Here is a 23,473-nt window from a genome sequence, read left to right on the forward strand (position 1 = left end):
GTCGACACGCAACGCCGAAGGCAGTCCAGACCATCAATGGCATCCCCGACCGATAGCCGCAAGCACGCCGCCGATGTCGACGGCAGGATCGCTGAACTGCTGCTCGCATGGTACGACGTTCACCATCGCGAGTTGCCCTGGCGCACGCCCCCCGCAGACCTGAAGCGGGGCATCCGCCCGGATCCCTACCGCGTCTGGCTGTCGGAGATCATGCTCCAGCAGACCACCGTCGAGGCGGTGAAGCCCTATTTCCGCGCCTTCCTCGAGAAATGGCCCACCGTCCGGTCTCTGGCGGACGCCGAAGCCGAGGACGTGATGAAGGCCTGGGCCGGGCTCGGCTACTACTCGCGCGCCCGGAACCTCAAGGCCTGCGCCGAACAGGTGGTGCAACTGCTGGGCGGACGCTTCCCCGACAGCGAGAACGGCCTGCGCGAACTGCCCGGCATCGGCCCCTATACGGCGGCGGCGATCGCTTCGATCGCGTTCGGCCGGCCGGCGGCGGTCGTCGACGGCAATGTCGAGCGCGTGGTCACCCGGCTGTTTTCGATCGCAACGCCCCTGCCCCAGGCCAAGGTGGAAATCCGTGCGCATGTCGAGCGCATGCTCGCCGCCGCGAGGCCTGGCGACTTCGCCCAGGCGATGATGGACCTCGGCGCCACCATCTGCACGCCGCGCCGGCCGCGCTGCATGCTGTGCCCGCTACGCGACGACTGCAGCGCCGTTGCCCATGGCGACCCCGAGCTTTACCCGGTCAAGCCGGCCAAGGCGGAAAAGCCGATGCGGCGGGGCGCGGCCTTCGTCGCCGTCACGCCGGACGGTTCGGTGCTGTTGCGCAAACGGCCAGGCAAGGGCCTTCTGGGCGGCATGACCGAGGTGCCGACGACGGGCTGGACCTCGCGGATCGACGGCGCGACAGGCGCCGCCAGTGCCCCCTTCCCCGCCAGTTGGCGGCGTGCCGGCAGCATCGCCCATGTCTTCACCCATTTTTCGCTCGACCTCGAAGTCTATCGCGCCGAGGTGCCGCCAAGCGCGCCACCCCAGGGGCACTTCTGGTCGGCCGCGGCCGCGCTCAATGGCGAAGCCTTGCCAACCGTCATGAAAAAAGTCATCGAAGCTGCCATACCGGGCGCAACGAAACGAACACGCTAGGGAAGCCATGAGCGAGATCCGCCACATCGTCTACGACATCGGCAAGGTGCTGATCCACTACGACCCGGACATCCCCTTCAGCCGCATCATCCCCGACGCCGCCCAGCGCCGCTGGTTCTTCGACAATGTCTGCACCAGCGAATGGAACATCGAGCAGGATCGCGGCCGGACCTGGGAAGAAGCCGAGGCGCTGCTGGTCGCCGATTTCCCCGAGCACGAAAACAACATCCGCGCCTTCCGCCAGAACTGGCACGAAATGGTGCCGCACCACTACGAGGACAGCGTCTCCTTGATGGAAAGCCTCGTCGCCGCCGGCCACGACGTCACCTTGCTGACAAACTGGGCCTCGGACACCTTCCGCGAAGCACGCGGCCGTTTCCCGTTCCTCGAAACGCCGCGCGGCGTGACCGTGTCGGGCGACGTCGGCCTGATCAAGCCCGACCGCCGCATCTACGACCTGCATGTCGCGACCTTCGGCCTCGACCCGAAAGCTTCGCTGTTCATCGACGACAGCCAGAAGAACGTGAACGCCGCCATCGACGCCGGCTGGCAGGCAGTGCTGTTCACAAATGCGAAAACGCTCGAGGCGGACCTCGAGCGTCTCGGGATCGGACGGTGACTGGAAACCGGCCGATCGACGAATCCGGACTGGCTGGATAGGCTGCCGGAATTCAATTTCTATCGCAGGCCCGAACCGGGCTCTGAAGGTCCAGACGGGGTGTCGATGAAGCCTGCGCGCCGGTTTGTCCGGCGCGAGACTGATCGATCAGGCTCCCGCCTTTTCCATGCCGACGCGGACGATGCGGCGCAGCTCGTCGATCTGGGTCAGGCCGCCGGCGCGTTCGTAGTGCCAGAAGGTCCAGCCGTTGCAGGCGTCGAGCCCTTGGACCGACGCACCGACGCGGTGGATCGAGCCAGCGGTGTCACCGATCGCCAGCGTGCCGTCGGCACGAACCTTGGCTGCCCAGCGCTTCTTGGCATCGTACAGCGTGGCGCCGGGCGCCAGCAGGCCCATGTCGAGCAGGCTGCCGAAAGCGACACGCGGCTCGGCGCGCTTGCCGGTGAGCACGGTCAGTGCCGGGCCTTCGAGCGGACGCACCGAAGCGATGCGCTCGTTGGCGGCGTCGATATAGGCCTGCTCGCGTTCGATGCCGACGAAGTGGCGGCCGAGGCGCTTGGCCACGGCACCCGTCGTGCCCGAGCCGAAGAACGGGTCGAGGACCACGTCGCCGGGCTTGGTCGAGGCCATCATGATGCGGGCCAGCAGCGCCTCCGGCTTCTGCGTCGGATGCAGCTTGTTGCCGGCCTCGTCCTTCAGGCGCTCGCCGCCGGTGCAGATCGGGAACAGCCAGTCCGAGCGCATCTGGACGTCGTCGTTCGACGCCTTCATCGCATCGTAGTTGAAAGTGTAGTTCTTGCCCTTCTGGTCGCGCGAGGCCCAGATCATCGTTTCATGCGCGTTCTGGAAACGGCGTCCGCGGAAATTCGGCATCGGGTTGGTCTTGCGCCAGACGACGTCGTTCAGGATCCAGAAGCCGAGGTCCTGCATCGTCGCGCCGACGCGGAAAATGTTGTGATACGAGCCGATGACCCAGATTGTGCCGTTCGGCTTCAGCACGCGGCGGGCGGCAAGCAGCCAGGCGCGGGTGAAGGCGTCATAGGCGGCGAAGCTCTCGAACTGGTCCCAATGGTCGTCGACCGCGTCGACCTTCGACTGGTCGGGGCGATGCAGGTCGCCGTCGAGCTGCAGGTTGTAGGGCGGGTCGGCAAAGATGATGTCGACGGAGTTGGCCGGCAGCTTGTCGAGCGCCGCCACGCAATCGCCCTTGATGATGGTGTCGAGCCATTCCGACTGCTGGGGAGTGCGGGAAAGCTGGTCGAGAGGACGCACTGCTGACATTCTGATACCCGGGATGACGCGTTACTGTTTACTCACCGTTATGGTTACCGATCAGCGTAAACAATTGGTGAAGCGGCTCCGGCAATTTGCGGTTCGGGGCAGAATGGTGTAATCGCCGCGCCTTGAGCTTTTCGGCCTGCGCCCCGGCGCCGCCCCAGTTTCCCGGACCGTCATGACCCAGCCAGAACTAGTGATATTCGATTGCGATGGCGTGCTCGTCGATTCCGAAATCATCGCCGCGCGCATCGAAGCGGAACTGCTGACCGCAGCCGGCTTCGAAATCACCGCCGAGGAGATCGCCGAGAGCTATGCCGGCCTGACCTTCAAGGACATCATGCTGAAGATCGAGGAGAAGGCGGCCATCCCCTTCCAGGCCTCGCTCATCAGCCAGGCCGAGGAACTGGTCGACCGTCGCCTCAAGAGCGACGTGCGCGCCATCGACGGCGTGCACGAGGCGGTCGCCGCGGTGACCGCGCCGCGCTGCATCTGCTCCAACTCGACCGCCGAGCGCATCGAGATGATGCTCGAACGCACGCGCATCCTGCCGCTGTTCAAGGGCCGCATCTTCTCGGCGCTGGAAACAACGAGCAAGAAGCCGAAGCCGGCGCCGGATGTCTTTCTGCACGCCGCAAGCACCTACGGCGCCGATCCGGCCAAGACCTTCGTCATCGAGGATTCGGTGCATGGCATCTCCGGCGCTGCCGCGGCCGGCATGCGCGTCATCGGCTTCACCGGCGGCGCGCACAGCTATCCCGGCCATGCCGACATGCTGACCGAGGCAGGCGCCGAGACGGTGATTCGGCGCTGGGCCGACCTCGGCGGCGTGCTCGCTGCACTGAGCATGTGGTCCGAGCACGCCTGAACGCAAAAGCGCCGGCGAAACGCCGGCGCTTGATGCCTGAAGACGCTGCCCTGAAGGTCTTGCCTTACTGGGCCTTCTTCTTGGCCGGACCCTCGTCGAAGCCCGCATAGATCTGGATGTCGCGCGCGGTCGGAACCGGGATCACGACATTGGCGTCGGTGAAGACGAACTGGGTCGCGGTCGACGGATCGGACACCTGCACCACGTTCTTGTGGAGCTGCGAATAGAGCACCTCCTCGCCGCGGATCACGGCGATGCGGATCGGCATGTTGACCGTGCCGGCACCGCCGGCCGGGCCGACCACGACCTTGCCGGCAACGCCGACCTTGATCGTCATCTGGCCGTCGGCGCGCGTGCAGCTGCGGGTGACGTCGGTGATCGCCGACTGGTGGACCAGCTTGGTCGCGTCATCCTGGCCGCCCTTGGCGTAGCTGTTGAAGAAGGCCGTGCCGTCGCGAAGCGTGACATTCGGGCAGTAAGCAAGCAGCTCGCTGGCCAGGATCTTGCCTTCCTCGGCGGCAATCTCCTTGGGGTCCTTCGGGGCGGGAGGGCTGAAAAAGCCGCCGCTGCCGCCCGATTGGCAGCCCGTGACGGCGAGCATAAAGCCTGCGGTCGCCAAAGCCGTCAGAAAACGGCCGTCGATCAAACGAAACACCATGAACTGCACTTCCCTCTCGCAAAGCAGTCGTTCTATATCAACCGCGCGGCAAAAATGCGACTGATGGAGCGCAGTTTTCCCCGTCCCGCCGATCACCGGCAGGTCGCTGCGCGTTGGAACGGATAGATATGCACTATGTGAGTACCCGTGGGGAAGCGCCCACGCTTGGATTTTCCGATGCAGTTCTGGCTGGCCTGGCCCGCGACGGCGGCCTCTATCTCCCGGCGACATGGCCCACCTTCAGCGCTGCCGAAATCCGCGCCATGCGCGGTCTCGGCTATGCCGACCTGGCAATCCGCATCCTGACGCCATTCCTCGGCGGCGAGATCAAGCAGGACGTCTTCGAGCGCCTGGTGCGCGAGGCCTATTCCACCTTCCGGCACGACGCCGTCTGCCCGCTGGTCCAGACCGGCGCCAACAGCTTCGTGCTAGAGCTGTTCCACGGCCCGACGCTCGCCTTCAAGGACGTCGCCATGCAACTGCTGGCACGCCTGATGGACCATGTGCTCGCCGAACGCGGCCAGCACGCGACCATCGTCGGCGCCACCTCCGGCGACACCGGCGGCGCCGCCATCGAGGCCTTTGCCGGGCGCGAGCGGACCGACATCTTCATCCTGTTCCCGCATGGCCGCGTCTCGCCGGTGCAGCAGCGCCAGATGACGACCTCCACGGCCGCCAACGTGCACGCCCTGTCGATCGAAGGAAACTTCGACGACTGCCAGGGCCTGGTGAAGGACATGTTCAACGACCACGGCTTCCGCGACCGGGTGCAGCTGTCGGGCGTGAACTCGATCAACTGGGCCCGCATCATGGCCCAGATTGTCTACTACTTCTCCTCGGCCATCTCGCTCGGCGCGCCCGACCGTCCGGTGTCCTTCACCGTGCCGACAGGCAATTTCGGCGACATCTTCGCCGGCTACGCCGCCAAGCGCATGGGCCTGCCGATCGACCAGCTGGTGATCGCGACCAACGACAACGACATCCTCGCCCGCACGCTGCAGAGCGGCGAGTACCGCCAGACCGGCGTGGTCGCCACGACCTCGCCGTCGATGGACATCCAGGTGTCGTCGAACTTCGAACGGCTGCTGTTCGAGGCCTCCGACCGCGACCCGGCAGTCGTCCGGCGCTACATGGCAAGCCTCAAGCAATCCGGCGCCTTCACCATCGAGGCAAAGGCTCTGGCCGGCATCCGCGGCGAATTCGGCGCCGGCCGCGCCAGCATGGACGAGACGGCCGCGACCATCCGCACGACGCTCGAAGCCAGCGGCTACCTGCTCGATCCGCACACCGCAACCGCTTTCCACGTCGCCTCGGGGCTTCCCGGGAGCGACGTTCCAATGGTGGTGCTGGCCACCGCCCACCCGGCAAAATTCCCGGCCGCGGTGAATGCCGCCTGCGGCATCGAGCCCGCCCTGCCAAAATGGCTGTCGGGGCTGATGGAACGTAAGGAAAAGTTCACGGTACTTCCATCAGAGATAAAAATGGTGGAAGATTACATTAGCCGCCGCACACGAGCGGCGGGTTAGGGAGTACGCTTAATATGAGTGTTGAGGTAAGCCGTCTGTCGAACGGCCTGACAGTGGCCACTGAAACACTTCCAAGCGTAGAGACTGTAGCTCTCGGTACCTGGGTCAAGTCGGGCGCGCGCAACGAGCGCGACGACGAGCACGGCATGGCTCACCTGCTCGAGCACATGGCGTTCAAGGGCACCAAGAACCGCACCGCCTTCCAGATCGCCTCGCAGATCGAAAATGTCGGCGGCGAAATCAACGCCGCCACCTCGGTCGAGACGACGTCCTTCTATGCCCGCGTGCTGGCCGACGACGTGCCGCTGGCGGTCGACATCCTGTCCGACATCCTCCAGGATTCCGAATTCGATCCCGACGAACTCGAGCGCGAACAGCATGTCATCCTGCAGGAGATCGGCGCCGCGCACGACACGCCGGACGACATCGTCTTCGACCGCTTCACCGAAACCGCGTTTCGCCACCAGACGATCGGCCGCTCGATCCTCGGCACGCCCGAGACGGTGCAGTCCTTCACCTCGGCCCAGCTTCACGACTTCATGCAGCGCCAATATGGCGCCGAACGCATGGTCGTGGTGGCTGCCGGCGACGTCAAGCATGACGAATTCGTCCGCCACGTCGAAAAGCGGCTCGGCAATTTCCGCTCCAAGGCCGAAAGCGCCATTCCGCAATACGCGCAGTATGTCGGCGGCGACTTCCGCGAAGACCGCGACCTGATGGACGCGCAGATCGTGCTCGGCTTCGAGGGCCGCGCCTATCATGTCCGCGACTTCTACGCCTCGCAGGTGCTGTCGATGATCCTCGGCGGCGGCATGTCGTCACGCCTGTTCCAGGAAGTGCGCGAAAAGCGCGGCCTTTGCTACTCGGTCTATGCCTTCCACTGGGGCTTCTCCGACACCGGCATCTTCGGCGTCCACGCCGCGACCGGTCAGAGCGACATCGCCGAACTGCTGCCCGTCATCATCGGCGAGTTGCAGAAGGCCGGCGACAGCATCCTGCTGGAAGAACTCGACCGCGCCCGCGCCCAGTACCGCGCCGGCCTGATCATGTCGGCCGAGAGTTGCTCCAGCCGCGCGTCGCAGATCGCCCGCCAGCTTCTGCTGTTCGGTCGCCCGATCGCCAAGGAAGAGCTGATGGAGCGGTTGTCGGCCCTCACCGTCGAGCGCCTGACCGACCTTTCGGCACGGCTGTTCTCCACCCGACCGACGATCACGGCGGTTGGACCGGTCGGAACGCTCGCGCCCTACGAATCGATCCTCGACGCGCTGCCGGGTGCACAGGCGACCGCGCGCAAGCTCGCCGTCTAACCAGCCTAAACTCGCATGTTGTCGTTCTCGCTCTTTCGCCGCGACACCCCGGCTCTGAAGGGCGAACGCGTCAGCCTGCGGCTGCCGACCTGGCGCGACTACCACGAGTGGGTGGCGCTCAGGGCTGAAAGCCGTTCGTTCCTGGAGCCCTGGGAGCCGCGCTGGGCACCCGACGAGTTGGATCGCTCGGCCTGGCGCGTCCGCCTCTCGCGCTACAAGGACGAATTCATCCAGGGCACGGCGCTCGCCTTCTTCATCTACGAAAATTCGAGCGGCAAGCTCGTCGGCGGCATCACGCTCGGCAACATTCGCTACGGCGTCGCCCAGACCGGGCATATCGGCTACTGGATCGGCGAGCGCTACGCCGGCCAGGGCTTCATGGTCGATGCCGTCAGGCTTGTGGTCCGGCATGCTTTCGATACGCTCCGGTTGCACCGGATCGAGGCTGCCTGTATCCCCGACAATGCGCGCTCTGTCCGCGTGCTTGAAAAAGCCGGATTCCGGCGCGAAGGACTTTTGCGATCCTATCTCAGGATCAACGGCGAATGGCACGACCACTATCTCTACGCACTGATCGCGGACGACCCGCAAGCTGTCACCATGAAGGCCTGAACTTGTCGAAGCATTTCCTGCTGGCGCCCTTGTTTGCGCTCATCGTTTCCATGATCGCCAGTGTCTGCGCGGTGTCGCCGGCACTCGCCGTGGAACCGATCAAGATCTCCCGTGACGACGTCGCGCTCAACCTCTCGGGCGCCGTCGAAATCTACCGGAATCAGGGCGAGAACTTCCAGGTTTCGACAGCACCAGGCCTCGACGGCATCGTGCGCCGCATCGAGGTCGAGGCCAACGACAAGCGTTCGTCCGGCGACTGGGCGGTCTTCGCGCTTGCCAACACCACCGACCAGGTCATCGACCGCCTGATCGTCGCGCCGCATTTCCGTCTTGTCGGCTCGGGCGTGTTCTGGCCCGACCTCGGCTCGAGCCGCATCGCCGCCATCACGCCGAGCGAGGGCTTTGCCCTTGACCGCCAAGCCAGCCCCGACGCCGACGTGTTCCTGGTCACGCTCAACCCGAATTCGGTGGTGACCTTCATCGCCGAACTCGCCTCGCCCAAGCTGCCGCAGGTCTATCTGTGGGAACCGGAGGCCTACAAGGACACGGTCAATTCCTACACGCTGTTCCGCGGCATCGTCATCGGCATTGCAGGCCTGCTCGCGCTGTTCCTGACCATCCTGTTCGTCGTCAAGGGAACCTCGATGTTCCCGGCGACCGCCGCACTCGCCTGGGCGGTGCTCGCCTACATCTGCGTCGACTTCGGCTTCCTCAACAAGGTCATCGAGGTCTCGCCCGGCAACGAGCAGATATGGCGGGCGGGAACCGAGGTGGCGCTGGCTGGAACCTTCGTCGTCTTCCTGTTCGCCTATCTTAACCTCAACCGCTGGCATGGCCATTTCAGCTACGGCGCCTTCGTCTGGATCATCGGCCTGCTGCTGATCGCCGGCGTCGCCATCATCGATCCCGCCGTCGCCGCCGGCATCGCGCGCATTTCCTTCGCCGCGACCGCGCTGACCGGCCTCGGGCTGATCGTCTATCTCAGCATCCGCGGCTACGACCGTGCCATCATGCTGGTTCCCAGTTGGGCGATGGTCCTGATCTGGCTGAGCGGCTCGTGGATGGCGATCACCGGCGTGCTCGACAACGACATCGTCCAGCCCGCCCTCGGCGGCGGCCTGATCCTCATCATCCTGCTCATCGGCTTCACCGTCATGCAGCATGCCTTCGCCGGCGGCGGGGCGCATCAGGGCCTGTTCAGCGACATGGAGCGGCAGGCCCTGGCGATTTCGGGCTCCGGCGACATCGTCTGGGACTGGGACGTGCTGCGCGACCGCGTCGTCACCCGCCCCGACGTGTCGATCCAGCTGGGCCTGGCACCCAACAGCCTTGGCGGGGCCGCGCGCAACTGGCTGCCCGTGCTGCATTCCGACGATCGCGACACGTTCCGGACGACGCTCGACGTCGTGCTGGAGCACCGCCGTGGCCGGGTGTCGCAAAGTTTCCGCCTGCGTGGCGCCGACGGCCACTATCACTGGTTCTCGCTCAGGGCGCGGCCGGTGATCGGCTCCGATGGCGAAGTGATCCGCTGCGTCGGCACGATGGTCGACGTCACCGAGCAGAAAAAATCGGAAGAGCGGCTCCTGCACGACGCCGTGCACGACAACCTGACCGGCCTACCCAATCGCGAACTGTACATGAACCGGCTCGAGGCGATCATCTCGATCGCCCGCACCGAGGAAAAGGTGCGGCCGTCGGTCTTCGTCATCGACATCGACCGCTTCAAGCTGGTCAATGACGGCCTCGGCATCTCCGCCGGCGACACGATCCTGCTGACCATCGCGCGACGCCTGCACCGCCTGCTCAAGCCGAAGGACTCGCTGTCGCGCTTCGCCGGCGACCAGTTCGCCCTGATGCTGCTGTCGGAGCAGGACCCCACCCGCATCGCCGCCGTCGCCGACGCCATCAAGCAGGCGATCAAGGCGCCGATCACCTTCGCCAAGCGCGAGATCGTGCTCACCGCCTCCGTCGGCCTGATCACCTGGACCACCGCCCAGGCCTCGGCCGAGGACATGGTCAAGGACGCCGAGCTTGCCATGCATCAGGCCAAGCGTTTCGGCGGCGACCGCATCGAACCGTTCCGCCCGGCTTTCCGCACCGTCGGCACCGACCGCCTGCAGCTCGAATCGGATCTCCGGCGCGCCATCGAGCGCAAGGAGTTCACGCTAGCCTACCAGCCGATCGTGCGGCTCGAGGACGGCACCGTCGCCGGCTTCGAGGCGTTGCTCAGGTGGGACCACCCGCGCCGCGGCATGATCCCGCCGGGCGACTTCATTCCGGTTGCCGAGAGCTGCGGCCTGATCGTCCAGCTTGGCCTGTTTGCCATGCAGCGCGCGGCCGACGACCTCGCCGACTGGCAGAAGCAGATCAACGACGCCCCGCTCTCCGTTTCGGTCAACCTGTCGAGCCGTCAGCTGATCCGCCGCGACCTCGTCAGCGACGTCCGGTCGGTCATCGCGCGGGCCAACCTCAAGCCGCGCTGCTTCCGCCTCGAACTCACCGAATCGCTGGTCATGGACAATCCCGAGCAGACCAACCACGTGCTGACCAAGCTGAAGCAGCTTGGCATCGGCCTGTCGCTCGACGATTTCGGCACCGGCTACTCATCCCTCGCCTACCTGACCCGCTTCCCCTTCGACACCATCAAGATCGACAAGAGCTTCGTCGACGACACCTCGCCCAAGCGCGCGGTGCTGATCAAGTCGATGGTCAACATGGCTCACGAACTGGGGCTGTCGGTCGTCGCCGAAGGCATCTCCGACGAAAGCGACGCGCTGGAGCTGCGCCAGATGGGCTGCGAATATGTGCAGAGCTTCATGTTCGGCGCGCCGATACCGGGCGACCAGGCGCTCAAGATGCTGAAGGAACAGTACCCGCTCGCTCAGGCGTGACCGGCTGCCGTGCTCAATCGCGCCAGGTCGATGCCGAGCGTCGCCAGGATGCGGTCATATTTGCGGTCGATGTCGGCGTCGAACAAAAGCTCCGACGTCGCCGGGCAGGTCAGCCAGCCATTCTCGGCGATCTCGCTTTCGAGCTGGCCCGCACCCCAGCCTGAATAGCCAAGCGCCATCAGCGCATGGCGCGGCCCGCGGCCGGCGGAAATCGCGCGCAGGATGTCAACGGTCGCCGTCAGGCAGATCTCGTCCGAGACCGGCAGCGAGGACTCGACCTTGTAGTCGTCGCTGTGCAGCACGAAGCCACGGCTGCGGTCGACCGGCCCGCCATTGCGGACGATGAAGTCCTTGGCCTTCATCGGCAGCCGGATCGCCTCCTGCTCGTCGAGAATGCCAAGCTGGACCAGGAGATCGGGAAAGAGCAGCGGCTGGACCTGGTTGATGATCAGGCCCATGGCGCCCTCGTCGCTATGGGCGCAGATGTAGATGACGGCGCGCGAGAACCTGTCGTCCTTCATGCCGGGCATGGCAATGAGGAACTGGTCATCGAGAAAACCGCGCTGCGATGCGCCTTTTTTCTGGCGTAAGAGGTCCATAGCCAAGGGTAACGCGTTTCCCGCTGTCTTGAAAGATGGCTCAAGGGGACTACGCGCTCACCTTTGGCCCACGGCGTCACGCAAATATGATGGCGACGTGACCCAAAGGCATGTTGCGCGGACCGACGGAGGCTATCAAATCACCGCCATGAAATTCACGCTCCCGCTCGCCCTCTGCCTCGGCACCGTTTCTCTGGCCGCTGGCCCCGCCCATGCATCGTCGTCCGCCTGGTTCGAGACCGACGGCGGCCGGTTCCGGCTGGTGACGTCCGGTCAGCCCGACGCCTCGGGCAAGCTCCAGGGCGTGCTCGACATCGAGCTCAAGCCCGGCTGGAAAACCTATTGGCGCGACCCCGGCAATTCCGGCGTGCCGCCGCAGATCGACCTGTCGGCCAGCAGCAACGTCTCGGGGGCCGAAATCTCGTACCCTGCCCCCCAGCGCCACGATGACGGCTATGCCAAATGGGCCGGCTACGACTTCCCGGTCCGTCTGCCGGTCAGCTTCACCGTCCCGGCACCGGGCGAGCCGACAGCAATCAAGGCCGACGTGTTTCTCGGCATCTGCGAGACCATCTGCGTGCCGGTACAGGCGCGACTGGAGATCGACCCTGCCGCAGATCCCGCCAATGCCGGCGATGCCGCGCTGGTGACGGCAGCACTTGCCGCGCTCCCGTCGGGCGCCCAGCCCGATTTCGGCGCCACCCTGTCGCCCGCTCGGCGCGAAACAATCTCGATCGAGGCAATCGCGCCCGGCGACCCCGAAGGCATCGATCTCTTCCTTGCCGGCGTCGACGGCTACCAGTTCGGCACGCCCGAGCGGCACGAGCAAGCCGGCAAGCTCACCTTCTCGCTGAAGGTGATCGACCGGCCTGCGACAAAGCCCGCCGGGAAGGGCATCCCCTATACCCTGACCAGTTCCGGCGGTGCGGTGGAAGGATACCTCGCCTACCCCTGAACCCCTCGGCGAACCGCCGGCCATTGGATATCCGAAGCATCTGCGCTAGTGGATCGCTGGGGTCTACCCGACTTCAATCACATTGCCACGAGGACCGACATGACCATTTCGATCGGCGACAAGCTGCCCAGCGCCACCTTCAAGACGATGACCGCCGACGGCGCCAGGAATCTCACCACCGAAGAAATCTTCGCCGGCAAGAAGGTCGTGCTGTTTGCGGTGCCAGGTGCCTTCACGCCCACCTGCAGCAACAATCACCTGCCCGGCTACGTCGAGAACCATGACGCCATCGTCGCGCGCGGCGTCGACACCATCGCGGTGGTCTCGGTCAACGACGTGCATGTCATGGGCGCCTGGGCGCGGTTCAGCGGCGGCGAAGGCAAGGTGCAGTTCCTCGCCGACGGCAGCGGCGATTTCGCCCGCGCGATCGGCCTCGACATGGATCTGTCGGCAGCCGGCATGGGCCTGCGCTCGAAGCGCTATTCGATGATCGTCGAAGACGGCAAGGTCGCCCAGCTCAACCTCGAAGGCACGCCCGGCCAGGCGGTCGATTCGGGCGCGGCCCGCATTCTCGAACAGCTCTGACATGAAAATGGCGCGCTGCCTTCAGGCGGCGCGCCCCACTCAGGCCTGGCAGAAGTCCGAGCCTACGTTCTGCTGCGGCCGTTCTTGAACGGCGCCATGCCCTCGCGCGCCAGTTCGTCGGCGCGTTCGTTCTCGGGATGGCCGGCATGGCCCTTGACCCAGTGCCAGGTCACCTTGTGGCGCCTATTGGCCTCGTCCAGCGCCTGCCACAGCTCGCCGTTCTTGACCGGCTTCTTGTCGGCGGTCTTCCAGCCGTTCTTCTTCCAGCCGTGGATCCACTTCGAGATCCCGTCCATGACGTATTTGCTGTCGGTGTGCAGGTCGATCTCGCACGGCTCCTTGAGGGAGTTCAGCGCGGAGATGGCAGCCAGCAGTTCCATGCGGTTGTTGGTGGTCTCGGCCTCGCCGCCCGACAGCTCCTTGACCTTGGCCTTGTAGCGCATGATCGCGCCCCAACCGCCCGGACCCGGATTGCCCGAGCAGGCGCCATCGGTGAAAATTTCAACTTGCTTCATTTCAGTCCGTATTCCTGGGCGGACTTGATCGTCCTGTGGAAGCGCATACGGCGTATGTATTCCGAAGGATCGCGCTTCATCACCAGCCCGCCATCCGGCACCGTCAGCCAGTCATACAGCCTGGTCAGCATGAAGCGCAGGGCCGAGCCGCGCGCCAGGATGGGCAGCGCCGCCTTCTCGTCCTCGCTCAGCGGCCGGACGCTCTGGTAGCCGTCCAGCAGCGCCGTGCCCTTGGTCAGGTTGAAGGAAAAATCCTTCTCGAAGCACCAGGCGTTGAGGCAGGTGGCGAGATCGTAGGCGTAGAGGTCGTTGCAGGCGAAATAGAAGTCGATCAGGCCCGACAGCCTGTCACCGAGGAAAAAAACGTTGTCGGGAAACAGGTCGGCGTGGATGACGCCGGAGGGCAGATCCTTCGGCCAGTTCTTCTCGAACTCGGCAAAGTCGGCATCGACCTCTTTGGCAAGGCCCGGCTCGACCTCGTCGGCGCGCGGGTGCGCGGCGTCCCAGAGCTTGCGCCAGCCGTCGATGGCGAGCGCGTTCGGCCGCGTCATCGCAAAATCCTTGCCGGCGACATGCAGTTCGGCCAGCGCCCGGCCGACCTCGCGGCAATGCACGACCTGGGGCCGGCGCAGCCACATGCCTTCCAGGAAGGTGATGATGACGGCGGGACGGCCGGCCAGCATGCCGATGACGTTGCCGTCCTTGCCGTCCACCGGCAGCGGGCAGGAAATGCCCTTGTGGGCGAGGTGCTGCATCAGGCCGAGGAAGAACGGCAGGTCGGACTTCTCGACGCGCTTTTCGTAGAGCGTCAGGATGTAGGAGCCTGTCGTCGTGTGCAGCAGGAAGTTGGTGTTCTCGGTCCCCTCGGCGATGCCCTTGTAGGACAGCAGGTCGCCGACCGGATAGTTGCGCAGGAACGCCTCGAGTTCGCCCTCGCCGACATCGGTATAGACAGCCATCAGCCGTTACCGTTGACAAAGGCCATGTCGGCCGGCGTCAGCTCGACGTCGCGCAATACCCGCATCACAGGGAAGTCCTCCGTCTCGGTCGCCGTGATGGCGAGTTCCACGTTCACCTCGAAGCGCTCGCGGAAGGCGTTGATGATCTCGTCGACGATGATCTCCGGTGCCGAAGCGCCCGCCGACAGGCCCAGCGTAGCGATGCCGCCGATGTCGTTCCACGGGATCTCCGACGCGCGCTGGACCAGCAGCGACATCCTGGCCCCTGCCCGCTCGGCGACTTCGACGAGGCGGCGCGAATTGGACGAATTGGGCGCACCGACGACGAGATAGAGATCGGCGCCCGGCGCCGTTTCCTTGACCGCATCCTGGCGGTTGGTCGTGGCGTAGCAGATCGATTCGGCGGCGGGCGCCTGCAAGGCCGGGAACTTCTCCTGCAGCGCCTTCAGGATGCCCGCGGTGTCTTCCACCGACAGAGTCGTCTGGGTGACGAAGCCGAGCGCCTCAGGATCGGCAGGCGTGAAGTTGCGGACGTCGGCCTCGGTTTCGATCAGCGTGACCGCGCCATCGTCCAGCTGGCCCATGGTGCCGATCACCTCCGGGTGCCCGGCATGGCCGATCAGCAGCACGTGGCGTCCCTTGCGCTGGTGGCGCATCGCCTGCTTGTGCACCTTGGAGACCAGCGGACAGGTCGCATCGAGATAGAACAGGTTGCGCGCCACGGCATCCGCCGGCACCGACTTCGGCACGCCATGGGCGGAGAACACGACAGGCGCATCGTGGTGCTCGTCGGGGATTTCGCTCAGTTCCTCGATGAAGACGGCACCCAGGTTCTGCAACCCCTCGACGACGTAGCGGTTGTGCACGATCTCGTGGCGCACATAGACCGGCGCGCCGTATTTCTTGAGCGCCAGCACGACGATCTGGATGGCGCGGTCGACGCCGGCGCAAAAGCCGCGCGGCTGGCAGAGCCTGATGGTCAGGGGCGGTTTTGCAGAGGTCTGGAGCATGTGATCCGGTTCTTCGTTCCGTGCCGAAATGATGTCTGCGGCCCTGTGCTGTCAAGGCCGGCAGGTGCTGTCATTTGCTTTCCGGCCGCCGCAGCAACCAGAAGCCCATGACGCCCAGCAGTGCCGCCGCCAAGCCGTACCAGGTGACCGCATATTGCAGGTGGTTGTTCGGCATATCGACCATGGTGACGCCGCCCACCGGAAGGCCGCCCGGGTTCGGCGTCTTGTCGGCATCGACGAAGAACGGCACCACGGCCGCATCCGCCGGCAGGCCCGCAGTCGCCGCCATGACGCCGAGGTCCTTCCAGTAGAAGACGTTCTTTGCCAGGTCGTTGTCCGGCACCAGCGAGCCTGGCTTGCCCGCCAGCGGATTGCGCGCCAGGCCGGTGATGCTGACGGGGCCGGTGACCTGGCCCACCGGCCGCTTGGCCGCATCCTTGAAATCATAGGGAACGAAGCCGCGGTTCACCATGACGAAGCGGCCGTCGTCCAGCTTGAGCGGGGTATAGACGTAGAAGCCGGACTGGCCTTCCCAGGTGGCGAGGAAATGCCGTTCGCCGGCGTGCTCGAAGGTTCCCGAAAGCGTCACCGGCCAATAGTCGACATCACCGGTGGCGCGGTACTTCACTTCCATTTCAGCCAGCCGCAGCGGCTGCATCTGCGTGCGCTCGTTGATCTGGGCGATCAGCCCCTCTTTCCAGTTCAGGCGCTCGACCTGCCAGCTGCCGAGCCCGATCAGCAGCGCAAAGGCGATCGTGCCGAGCACGAGCATCAGAACGCGGCCGGAGCGGCGCGCCGGCGCAGGCAAGGTATTCTGTTCGATCATTGGCCCTTGTCCAAACGCCCTTCGGCAGCCTTGTTGCGGTATTGCAGGGTGATCAGCACGCCCTTGATCAAGCGAAGGGAGCCGAGGCTGAGCACGAGCGTCAGCGGTATCCACAAGAGCAGATGGAGCCACAGCGGCGGCGACAGCGTCACCTCCATCCAGAGCGCCAGACCGACGACGACGAAACCGATGATCAGGATGACGAAGACGGCGGGACCGTCCCCGGCATCGGCAAAGGAATAGTCGAGGCGGCATACGCCGCATTGCTTGGCGACGGTCAGGAAGCCCGAAAACAGCCTGCCTACGCCGCAACGCGGGCAGCGCCCCTTGAGACCCGCCGCCACCGGCTCGACCGGCGGCCAGATCGCCTTGTCTTCACTCATGGATTTATCTCGATGGGAGTGCCGTTTTCGACCATCTTCCAGATCTCCGCCATGTCCTCGTCGGTAACGGCGATACAGCCATTCGTCCAGTCGAACATCTGCATCAGCCAGGACCACCAGCCGAAACCTTTTGACTGGCCGTGGATCATAATCATTCCGCCGGGATCGACACCTGCCCTCTTTGCCGCAGCCTTGTCGTCAGCGTCGGGATAGGAGATGTGGATCGACTTTGTGAAGGCGCTACCGGGGTTGCGCCAGTCGAGGACGTAGCGCCCCTCCGGCGTACGCTCGTCGCCCTCCTGGCGCTTGTGTCCGACAGGGTTTGCGCCCAGCGCCACCGCATAGCTGCGCACGACCTTATCGCCGGAGAGCAGTTCCAGCAGCCGCTCCGACTTGTCGACCCGCACCAGGTCGACGGCCTCGGCGCGGGCCATCGGCGCGGACGCGAACAGGGCAAGCAAAGGAAGAGCGAAGCGGCTGGTCAGCATCCCGGATGCTTGGCGCAAGAAAGCGCCCAAAAAGAGAAGGCGGCCGCGTTGCCGCGACCGCCTTGCTCGAAACGTCCCGGACTTAGTGGACAGCGATGGTGCCGCCGACCGAACCCCAGATGTAGATCGCGGTGAACAGGAACAGCCACACCACGTCGACGAAGTGCCAGTACCAGGCAGCCGCCTCGAAGCCGAAATGCTGCTTCGACGTGAAGCCGCCGGCCATCGCACGGAACAGGCACACCAGCAGGAAGATCGTGCCGATGATGACGTGGAAGCCGTGGAAGCCTGTCGCCATGAAGAAGGTCGCGCCGTAGATCGAATCCTTGAACGCGAACGGAGCGTGGATGTACTCGTAGGCCTGAACGAACGAGAACAGGACGCCAAGGCCGACTGTGAGCGCGAGGCCGTTGACGAGGCCCTTGCGGTCATCGTGCAGCAGGGCATGGTGCGCCCAGGTCACCGCCGTACCCGACAGAAGCAGGATGATGGTGTTGTAGAGCGGCAGATGGAAAGGATCGAGGATCTCGATGCCCTTGGGCGGCCACACGCCACCGGTGAACTCCGTGCGCATGACCTGCGTGGCCTCGCCCGGGAACAGGCTGGCGTCGAAGAAGGCCCAGAACCAGGCGACGAAGAACATCACCTCGGAGGCGATGAACATGATCATGCCGTAGCGCAGGTGCAGCGACACGACACGCGTGTGGTGACCTTCGTTGCCTTCCTTGATGGTATCCGACCACCAGCCGAACATCGTGTAGAGCACGACCAGCAGGCCGATCGCGAAGATCCAGTAATTGGCGTTCGCGACGTTGTAGCCGAAGATCGGGAACTCGGCGCCCTTCAAGTGCTGCATCCAGGCTACGCCGCCGAACGCCATGATGAGCGCGCCCAGCGAGCCGAGGAACGGCCACGGGCTTGGATCGATGATGTGGTAATCGTGATGTTTGGCGTGTGCGTCTGCCATATCAGCCCCCCGCTTTTCCGTCGAAATTGATAGTTTTGGTTTCGCCGTCGGCCTTGGGCGCGGCAGCTACGGGCTTTTCCCCCTCAATCGGGAAAAAGGTATAAGACAAGGTGATCGTCTTGATGTCCTTGAGTTCAGGGACATTGACGATTTCCGGATCGACGAAGAAGACGACCGGCATGTCGAGCGTCTCGCCCGGCTTCAGCGTGGTGTCGGTGAAGCAGAAGCATTCGACCTTGTTGAAGTAGGCGCCGGCGAGATCGGGCGTGACGTTGAACGTCGCGCGGCCCTGCGTCGGCACGTCGAAGATGTTCTTGGCCACGTACTGGATCTGCGTCGTCTCGCCGATCTTGATCTGGACGTCGCGCGCCACCGGCTTGAAATCCCAGGGCAGCCCGCCGGACGTATTGGCGTCGAAGCGGACAGTGATCGTGCGATCCAGGATCTTGTCAGAATACTGCTCGACGCGCTGCGTCGTGCCGCCATAGCCGGTGATCTGGCAGAACATCGCGTAGAGCGGAACCGCCGCATAGGCCATGCCGACCATGCCGCCGACAAAGGCGATGCACATGCCGGCAACCATGCGATTGGAGCGCTGCTTCTTGGCGTCGGCGGCCTGCGTTTCGTTGGGCATGCTGTCACTCATAGCGGCCGGTCCAGGATGGCCGGGCCGAACTTCGCGATGGTGGCGAGATAGAAGATGATGACGAGTGCCGCCAGCGCCAGACCGATGGCGATGTTGCGGCTGCGGCGTGCCTTCTTCTGCTTGTCGGTGAGCGTCACCAGGTGATCGTCAGACATCATGCACCTCCAAGCGCGAAGACACGCTCGACAACGCTGTCGGCCAGATAGGCCGCAAAGATCACGAACAGGTAAAGCAGCGAATAGCCGAACAGCGCCTTGGCCGGCTTCATCACCCGGTCGCTGTCGGGCATGCGCAGCACCTTCCAGGCATACCAGACGAAGCCGATGCCGAGGGCGAGCGAAACGACGCCGTAGCCGATGGTGGTGTAGCCGAGCAGCCATGGCGCCACGCCGACAGGCGCGAGCAGAAGCGAATAGGCGAAAATCTGGCGGCGGGTCGAAGCCTCGCCGGCGACGTTGGGCATCATCGGGATGCCGGCACGCTCATAGTCCTGCGACTTGAACAGGGCCAGCGCCCAGAAGTGCGGCGGCGTCCACAAGAAGGTGATGAGGAAGAGCACGACGCTCTCGAAGCTCACCGAGCCGGTCACGGCAGCCCAGCCGATCATCGGCGGCAGCGCACCGGCTGCGCCACCGATGACGATATTCTGCGGCGTCCAGCGCTTGAGCCACATCGTGTAGACGACGGCGTAGAAGAAGATGGTGAAGGCGAGCAGTGCTGCCGACAGCCAGTTGACGAGGACGCCCAGCGTCATCACCGACAGGACCGACAGCACCAGGCCGAAGGTCAGCGCCTCGTGCGGCGTCACCTTGCCGGCCGGGACCGGCCGGTTGACGGTGCGCGTCATGACGGCGTCGATATCGGCGTCGTACCACATGTTGAGCGCACCCGAGGCGCCGGCGCCGATGGCGATCGCGAGGATCGCCACCACCGCCAGGAACGGGTTGATGGTGACGGGCGCGGCAACCATGCCGACAAATGCCGTGAAGACGACCAGCGACATGACGCGTGGCTTCAGCAGGGCGAAGAAATCGCCTGCAGTCGCCTCCGACATGCGGATGGTCTGGTCTTCAAACCGGTTGTGGACAAGGGCCATGCGTACTTACGTCCAGTCGTTCCGTTTGGCCGAAACCGCCGGTCTTGCCGGCGGCTTCGTAGTTCAGTCAGTGCCTTACTTGATCTTCGGCAGCTGTTCCCACTGGTGGAAGGGCGGCGGCGAAGGCAGCTGCCATTCGAGGGTGGTCGCACCCTCGCCCCACGGGCTGGCACCGGCGACGCGCTTCTTGGAGAAGGCTTCGAAGACGCCGAACAGGAAGATCAGCACGCCCACGGCGGAGATATAGGAGCCGTAGGACGAAACCGCGTTCCAGCCGGCATACGCATCGGGATAGTCGATGTAGCGGCGCGGCATGCCTGCGAGGCCCAGGAAGTGCTGCGGGAAGAACACCAGGTTCACGCCAATGAACGTCACCCAGAAGTGCGTGTTGGCGATGGCCGACGAGTACATGTAGCCGGTCATCTTCGGGAACCAGTAGTACCAGGCCGCGAAGATCGCGAACACGGCACCCAGCGACAGCACGTAGTGGAAGTGCGCGACGACGTAGTAGGTGTCGTGGAGCGAACGGTCCAGGCCGGCGTTGGCCAGCTGCACGCCGGTGACGCCACCGACGGTGAACAGGAAGATGAAGCCGATCGCCCACAGCATCGGCGTCTTCATCGAGATGGAACCGCCCCACATGGTGGCGATCCACGAGAAGATCTTCACGCCCGTCGGCACCGCGATGACCATCGTCGCGAAGACGAAGTAGCGCTGCGTGTCGAGCGAGATGCCGGTGGTGTACATGTGGTGAGCCCACACGACGAAGCCGACGGCACCGATGGCGACCATGGCATAGGCCATGCCGAGGTAACCGAAGATCGGCTTGCGCGAGAAGGTCGAGACGATGTGGCTGACGATGCCGAAGCCCGGCAGGATCAGGATGTACACCTCGGGGTGACCGAAGAACCAGAACAGGTGCTGGAACAGGATCGGGTCGCCGCCGCCTTCAGGAGCGAAGAAGGCCGTGCCGAAATTGCGGTCGGTCAAGAGCATGGTGATGCCACCAGCCAGAACCGGCAGCGACAGCAGCAGCAGGAAGGCGGTGATCAGCACCGACCAGGCAAACAGCGGCATCTTGTGCAGCGTCATGCCCGGAGCGCGCATGTTGAAGATCGTGGTGATGAAGTTGATCGCACCGAGGATCGACGAGGCGCCGGCAATGTGCAGCGACAGGATCGCGAGATCCATCGCAGGCCCGGGCTGGCCCGAGGTCGAGAGCGGCGGATAGATCGTCCAGCCGCCACCCACGCCGTGAGCACCCGGCGCGCTCGGCATGAAGGCCGAGATGACGAGCAGGATGAAGGCCGGCGGAAGCAGCCAGAACGAGATGTTGTTCATGCGCGGGAACGCCATGTCAGGCGCGCCGATCATGATCGGGACCATCCAGTTGGCGAAGCCGCCGATCAGCGCCGGCATGACCATGAAGAAGATCATGACCAGGCCGTGGGCCGTGGTGAAGGCGTTGAACATGCTCTTGCCGGCATCGATCGCAGCGTCGCCTTCGACGCCGTAGACCATCGAGGCCAGGCCGTGGAAAATCTGGATACCCGGCTCAGCCAGTTCCCAGCGCATCATGACGGACAGGAAGCCGCCGACGCAGCCTGCCATGATCGCGAAGATCAGGTAGAGCGTTCCGATATCTTTGTGGTTGGTCGAGTACACCCACCGGACCCAGCCCTTCGGCTTGTGGTCGTGATGGTCGTGAGCTGCAGCGCCTGCCATGTTCCGCTCCGTTCCCTGATCCTATTTCGCCGCGGCTCAGTTGCCGGCGGCCGCGACCTTGGCCGCACCGTCCGTCTCAGCCATCAGCGCCTTGTTGGCACCCGGCAGGTCGGTCCTCGCGGCAGCCAGCCACGTCGTATACTGTGCGTCGCTGACGACGCGGATTGCGATCGGCATGTAGGCGTGGTCCTTGCCGCAAAGCTCGGAGCACTGGCCGTAATACAGGCCTTCCTTGTCAGCCTTGAACCAGGTCTCGTTGATGCGACCCGGGACGGCGTCGACCTTGATGCCGAAGGCCGGCATGGCGAAGGCGTGAATCACGTCCGATGCGGTGACCAGCACGCGAACGACCTGACCAATTGGAACGACAACTTCGTTGTCGACGGCGAGAAGGCGCGGATAGGCACCCTTGTCTTCCTTGCCGGCAGCCGCGCGGTCACCCTCGGCGAGCATCGCCGCGTTGAACGAAAGCGGCTCTTCCGTCTGGTATTCGTAATCCCAGTTCCACTGGTTGCCCGTCGCCTTGATCGTCAGCTTCGGCTCCTCGACGGGCGAATACTGCGCGGTCAGAAGCTGGAAGGACGGGATGGCCAGGAACAGCAGGATGACAACCGGACCGACGGTCCAGACGACCTCGATCAGCGTGTTGTGGCTGGTGCGCGACGGCACTGGATTGGCGCTCGCCCGGAACCTGATGATGCAATAGGCCAGCAGGATCAGGACGAAGAGCGTGATCGGAACGATGAACCACAGCGTGTAGCGCTCGAACCAGGTGATCTGCTCCATGATGCCGGTCGCGGCCGGCTGGAATGTGGTCTGCCACTCTACCGGCTGCGCCGCATAGGCCACGGCGCTGGCAAAGGAAGCAGTCGCCGCGACGGCGCTAGCAAGGATTTTTCTCATCACCCTCTGTATCTCCCATTTCCATGCGGTCTTGGCCGCAAGGACATCGTGCCGCTCCGGGACGGGAATCCCAGAGACGTTCGGAGGTTCAAACCATACTCTCTTTGTAACCGCAAGGAAGCAGAGGCGGAACTCATGCGGCATTTTTGCGCGCAGGCGGCAAGGCTGGCGCTTGGGCCCGTTTGGCGCTAGTTGATGGACGCATCAGGGTGGGCCAGCCGCCCGCAGGGTGCTGGCACGCGCTCAAAAGTCGTCGCAATTCGAGCAAAATTGAACTCGAATGTCTGGAAAACCTATGATTGCGGGATGGCGAAGGCGCCCTCTTGTTATTTACTAGCTGCCGGCACGACCTAAATTGTCGTGATTCGCAATGGAGCCGTCATGAAGTCTGGGCTTTTGAAAACCTTGGCCAAGGTGTTGGTCGCCGCTGTCTGCCTGGCCCCCATGCAGGCCGGCGCGCAGCAGAGCGGCACGGTCAAGTCCACCCATGGCGCGTGGTCGATCATCTGCGACACGCCTGCGGGCGCCACCAACGAACAATGCGTGATGATGCAGAACGTCATCGCCGAGGACCGCCCCGAGATGGGTCTCTCGGTGGTCATCCTGCGCACTGCCGACAACAAGGCCGAGATCCTGCGCGTGCTCGCGCCGCTCGGCGTGCTCCTGCCCAACGGCCTTGGCCTCAATGTCGACCAGAAGGACATCGGCCGCGCCTATTTCGTGCGCTGCTTCCAGGACGGCTGCTATGCGGAAGTGATCCTCGACAAGCCGTTGCTCGACACGCTGAAGGCCGGCAAGGCCGCCACCTTCATCGTCTTCCAGACGCCCGAGGAAGGCATCGGCATCCCGGTCGACCTCAACGGCTTTGGCGAAGGCTTCGCCGCGCTGCCCTGATGCGGAGCGGCACGGCG

At 64.5% G+C, this 23,473-nt stretch carries 25 protein-coding genes; 10 read left to right on the forward strand and 15 right to left on the reverse strand.

What is annotated here, in order from left to right:
• Window positions 1-36: 36 nt before the first annotated feature.
• The gene (mutY, locus tag GGR00_RS06675; RefSeq protein WP_184698708.1) at window positions 37-1,149 is read left to right on the forward strand and encodes an A/G-specific adenine glycosylase; all 1,113 of its coding nucleotides are present in this window, start codon (window positions 37-39) and stop codon (window positions 1,147-1,149) included.
• A gap of 7 nt (window positions 1,150-1,156) precedes the next feature.
• Window positions 1,157-1,768 carry an HAD family hydrolase gene (locus tag GGR00_RS06680; RefSeq protein WP_184698710.1) on the forward strand — a complete coding sequence of 204 codons (612 nt, stop codon included), beginning with the start codon at window positions 1,157-1,159 and terminating at the stop codon, window positions 1,766-1,768.
• A 147-nt stretch (window positions 1,769-1,915) separates the two neighbouring features.
• Here GGR00_RS06680 and GGR00_RS06685 read toward each other — a convergent pair whose 3' ends face one another.
• Complete coding sequence (locus GGR00_RS06685) at window positions 1,916-3,049, reverse strand: site-specific DNA-methyltransferase (RefSeq protein WP_055978321.1); 1,134 nt, start codon at window positions 3,047-3,049, stop codon at window positions 1,916-1,918.
• 172 nt (window positions 3,050-3,221) lie between these two features.
• Between GGR00_RS06685 and GGR00_RS06690 the strand changes: the two genes are divergently transcribed.
• Entirely contained in the window at window positions 3,222-3,911 is a 690-nt protein-coding gene (locus GGR00_RS06690) for an HAD family hydrolase (protein ID WP_184698712.1), read from the forward strand.
• Between the two features lie 64 nt (window positions 3,912-3,975).
• Here GGR00_RS06690 and GGR00_RS06695 read toward each other — a convergent pair whose 3' ends face one another.
• Window positions 3,976-4,569, reverse strand: coding sequence for a hypothetical protein (locus tag GGR00_RS06695; protein ID WP_184698714.1), 594 nt, complete (start codon window positions 4,567-4,569; stop codon window positions 3,976-3,978).
• A gap of 128 nt (window positions 4,570-4,697) precedes the next feature.
• Between GGR00_RS06695 and thrC the strand changes: the two genes are divergently transcribed.
• The 4 genes from thrC to GGR00_RS06715 are packed head-to-tail and all read left to right on the forward strand — an operon-like array spanning window position 4,698 to window position 10,905.
• Window positions 4,698-6,095, forward strand: a complete 1,398-nt coding sequence (thrC, locus tag GGR00_RS06700) for a threonine synthase (protein ID WP_055978319.1) — start codon at window positions 4,698-4,700, stop codon at window positions 6,093-6,095.
• Between the two features lie 14 nt (window positions 6,096-6,109).
• A complete protein-coding gene (locus GGR00_RS06705; RefSeq protein ID WP_055978318.1) occupies window positions 6,110-7,402 on the forward strand; it encodes a M16 family metallopeptidase in 1,293 nt (430 codons plus the stop codon).
• Between the two features lie 15 nt (window positions 7,403-7,417).
• On the forward strand, window positions 7,418-8,014 hold the full coding sequence (locus GGR00_RS06710) for a GNAT family N-acetyltransferase (protein WP_055978317.1): 597 nt from the start codon (window positions 7,418-7,420) through the stop codon (window positions 8,012-8,014).
• 50 nt (window positions 8,015-8,064) lie between these two features.
• Window positions 8,065-10,905 (forward strand): EAL domain-containing protein, encoded by a 2,841-nt coding sequence (locus GGR00_RS06715; protein ID WP_184698962.1) that lies wholly within the window; start codon window positions 8,065-8,067, stop codon window positions 10,903-10,905.
• On the opposite strand, the gene GGR00_RS06720 is transcribed toward GGR00_RS06715, so the two are convergent.
• On the reverse strand, window positions 10,896-11,504 hold the full coding sequence (locus GGR00_RS06720) for a YqgE/AlgH family protein (RefSeq protein ID WP_055978316.1): 609 nt from the start codon (window positions 11,502-11,504) through the stop codon (window positions 10,896-10,898). The genes GGR00_RS06715 and GGR00_RS06720 overlap by 10 nt on opposite strands.
• A gap of 139 nt (window positions 11,505-11,643) precedes the next feature.
• Here GGR00_RS06720 and GGR00_RS06725 point away from each other — a divergent pair, with 139 nt between their 5' ends.
• Entirely contained in the window at window positions 11,644-12,459 is an 816-nt protein-coding gene (locus GGR00_RS06725; RefSeq protein ID WP_377863271.1) for a protein-disulfide reductase DsbD domain-containing protein, read from the forward strand.
• 99 nt (window positions 12,460-12,558) lie between these two features.
• The gene (locus tag GGR00_RS06730) at window positions 12,559-13,044 is read left to right on the forward strand and encodes a peroxiredoxin (protein WP_184698718.1); all 486 of its coding nucleotides are present in this window, start codon (window positions 12,559-12,561) and stop codon (window positions 13,042-13,044) included.
• A 62-nt stretch (window positions 13,045-13,106) separates the two neighbouring features.
• Here GGR00_RS06730 and rnhA read toward each other — a convergent pair whose 3' ends face one another.
• The 12 genes from rnhA to coxB form a co-directional block, all read right to left on the reverse strand.
• Window positions 13,107-13,559 (reverse strand): ribonuclease HI, encoded by a 453-nt coding sequence (gene rnhA, locus GGR00_RS06735; RefSeq protein WP_184698720.1) that lies wholly within the window; start codon window positions 13,557-13,559, stop codon window positions 13,107-13,109.
• Window positions 13,556-14,518, reverse strand: a complete 963-nt coding sequence (locus tag GGR00_RS06740; protein WP_184698722.1) for a homoserine kinase — start codon at window positions 14,516-14,518, stop codon at window positions 13,556-13,558. Before GGR00_RS06740 ends, rnhA begins: the two co-directional genes overlap by 4 nt.
• The gene (ispH, locus tag GGR00_RS06745; protein WP_055978312.1) at window positions 14,518-15,528 is read right to left on the reverse strand and encodes a 4-hydroxy-3-methylbut-2-enyl diphosphate reductase; all 1,011 of its coding nucleotides are present in this window, start codon (window positions 15,526-15,528) and stop codon (window positions 14,518-14,520) included. The genes GGR00_RS06740 and ispH overlap by 1 nt, the downstream gene beginning before the upstream one ends.
• 70 nt (window positions 15,529-15,598) lie before the next feature.
• Complete coding sequence (locus GGR00_RS06750) at window positions 15,599-16,354, reverse strand: SURF1 family protein (RefSeq protein ID WP_184698724.1); 756 nt, start codon at window positions 16,352-16,354, stop codon at window positions 15,599-15,601.
• Window positions 16,351-16,737 carry a DUF983 domain-containing protein gene (locus tag GGR00_RS06755; RefSeq protein ID WP_184698726.1) on the reverse strand — a complete coding sequence of 129 codons (387 nt, stop codon included), beginning with the start codon at window positions 16,735-16,737 and terminating at the stop codon, window positions 16,351-16,353. The genes GGR00_RS06750 and GGR00_RS06755 overlap by 4 nt, the downstream gene beginning before the upstream one ends.
• Window positions 16,734-17,225 (reverse strand): L,D-transpeptidase family protein, encoded by a 492-nt coding sequence (locus GGR00_RS06760; protein WP_184698964.1) that lies wholly within the window; start codon window positions 17,223-17,225, stop codon window positions 16,734-16,736. Before GGR00_RS06760 ends, GGR00_RS06755 begins: the two co-directional genes overlap by 4 nt.
• An 82-nt stretch (window positions 17,226-17,307) precedes the next feature.
• A complete protein-coding gene (locus GGR00_RS06765; protein WP_055978308.1) occupies window positions 17,308-18,192 on the reverse strand; it encodes a cytochrome c oxidase subunit 3 in 885 nt (294 codons plus the stop codon).
• Between the two features lies 1 nt (window position 18,193).
• Window positions 18,194-18,826 carry a cytochrome c oxidase assembly protein gene (locus tag GGR00_RS06770; RefSeq protein WP_246441290.1) on the reverse strand — a complete coding sequence of 211 codons (633 nt, stop codon included), beginning with the start codon at window positions 18,824-18,826 and terminating at the stop codon, window positions 18,194-18,196.
• Window positions 18,827-18,834: 8 nt separating this feature from the next.
• A complete protein-coding gene (locus GGR00_RS06775; RefSeq protein ID WP_055978450.1) occupies window positions 18,835-18,993 on the reverse strand; it encodes a hypothetical protein in 159 nt (52 codons plus the stop codon).
• A complete protein-coding gene (locus GGR00_RS06780; protein ID WP_055978307.1) occupies window positions 18,993-19,934 on the reverse strand; it encodes a heme o synthase in 942 nt (313 codons plus the stop codon). The genes GGR00_RS06775 and GGR00_RS06780 overlap by 1 nt, the downstream gene beginning before the upstream one ends.
• A gap of 75 nt (window positions 19,935-20,009) precedes the next feature.
• Window positions 20,010-21,659: a cytochrome c oxidase subunit I gene (gene ctaD / locus GGR00_RS06785; RefSeq protein WP_055978306.1), complete on the reverse strand. Its 1,650-nt coding sequence runs from the start codon at window positions 21,657-21,659 to the stop codon at window positions 20,010-20,012.
• Between the two features lie 36 nt (window positions 21,660-21,695).
• A complete protein-coding gene (gene coxB / locus GGR00_RS06790; RefSeq protein ID WP_055978305.1) occupies window positions 21,696-22,562 on the reverse strand; it encodes a cytochrome c oxidase subunit II in 867 nt (288 codons plus the stop codon).
• Between the two features lie 381 nt (window positions 22,563-22,943).
• Here coxB and GGR00_RS06795 point away from each other — a divergent pair, with 381 nt between their 5' ends.
• Complete coding sequence (locus tag GGR00_RS06795) at window positions 22,944-23,456, forward strand: invasion associated locus B family protein (RefSeq protein WP_184698730.1); 513 nt, start codon at window positions 22,944-22,946, stop codon at window positions 23,454-23,456.
• The last annotated feature ends 17 nt before the right edge of the window (window positions 23,457-23,473 follow it).

The sequence above is a fragment of the Aminobacter aganoensis genome (assembly GCF_014206975.1).
GTDB classification, from domain to species: domain Bacteria; phylum Pseudomonadota; class Alphaproteobacteria; order Rhizobiales; family Rhizobiaceae; genus Aminobacter; species Aminobacter aganoensis.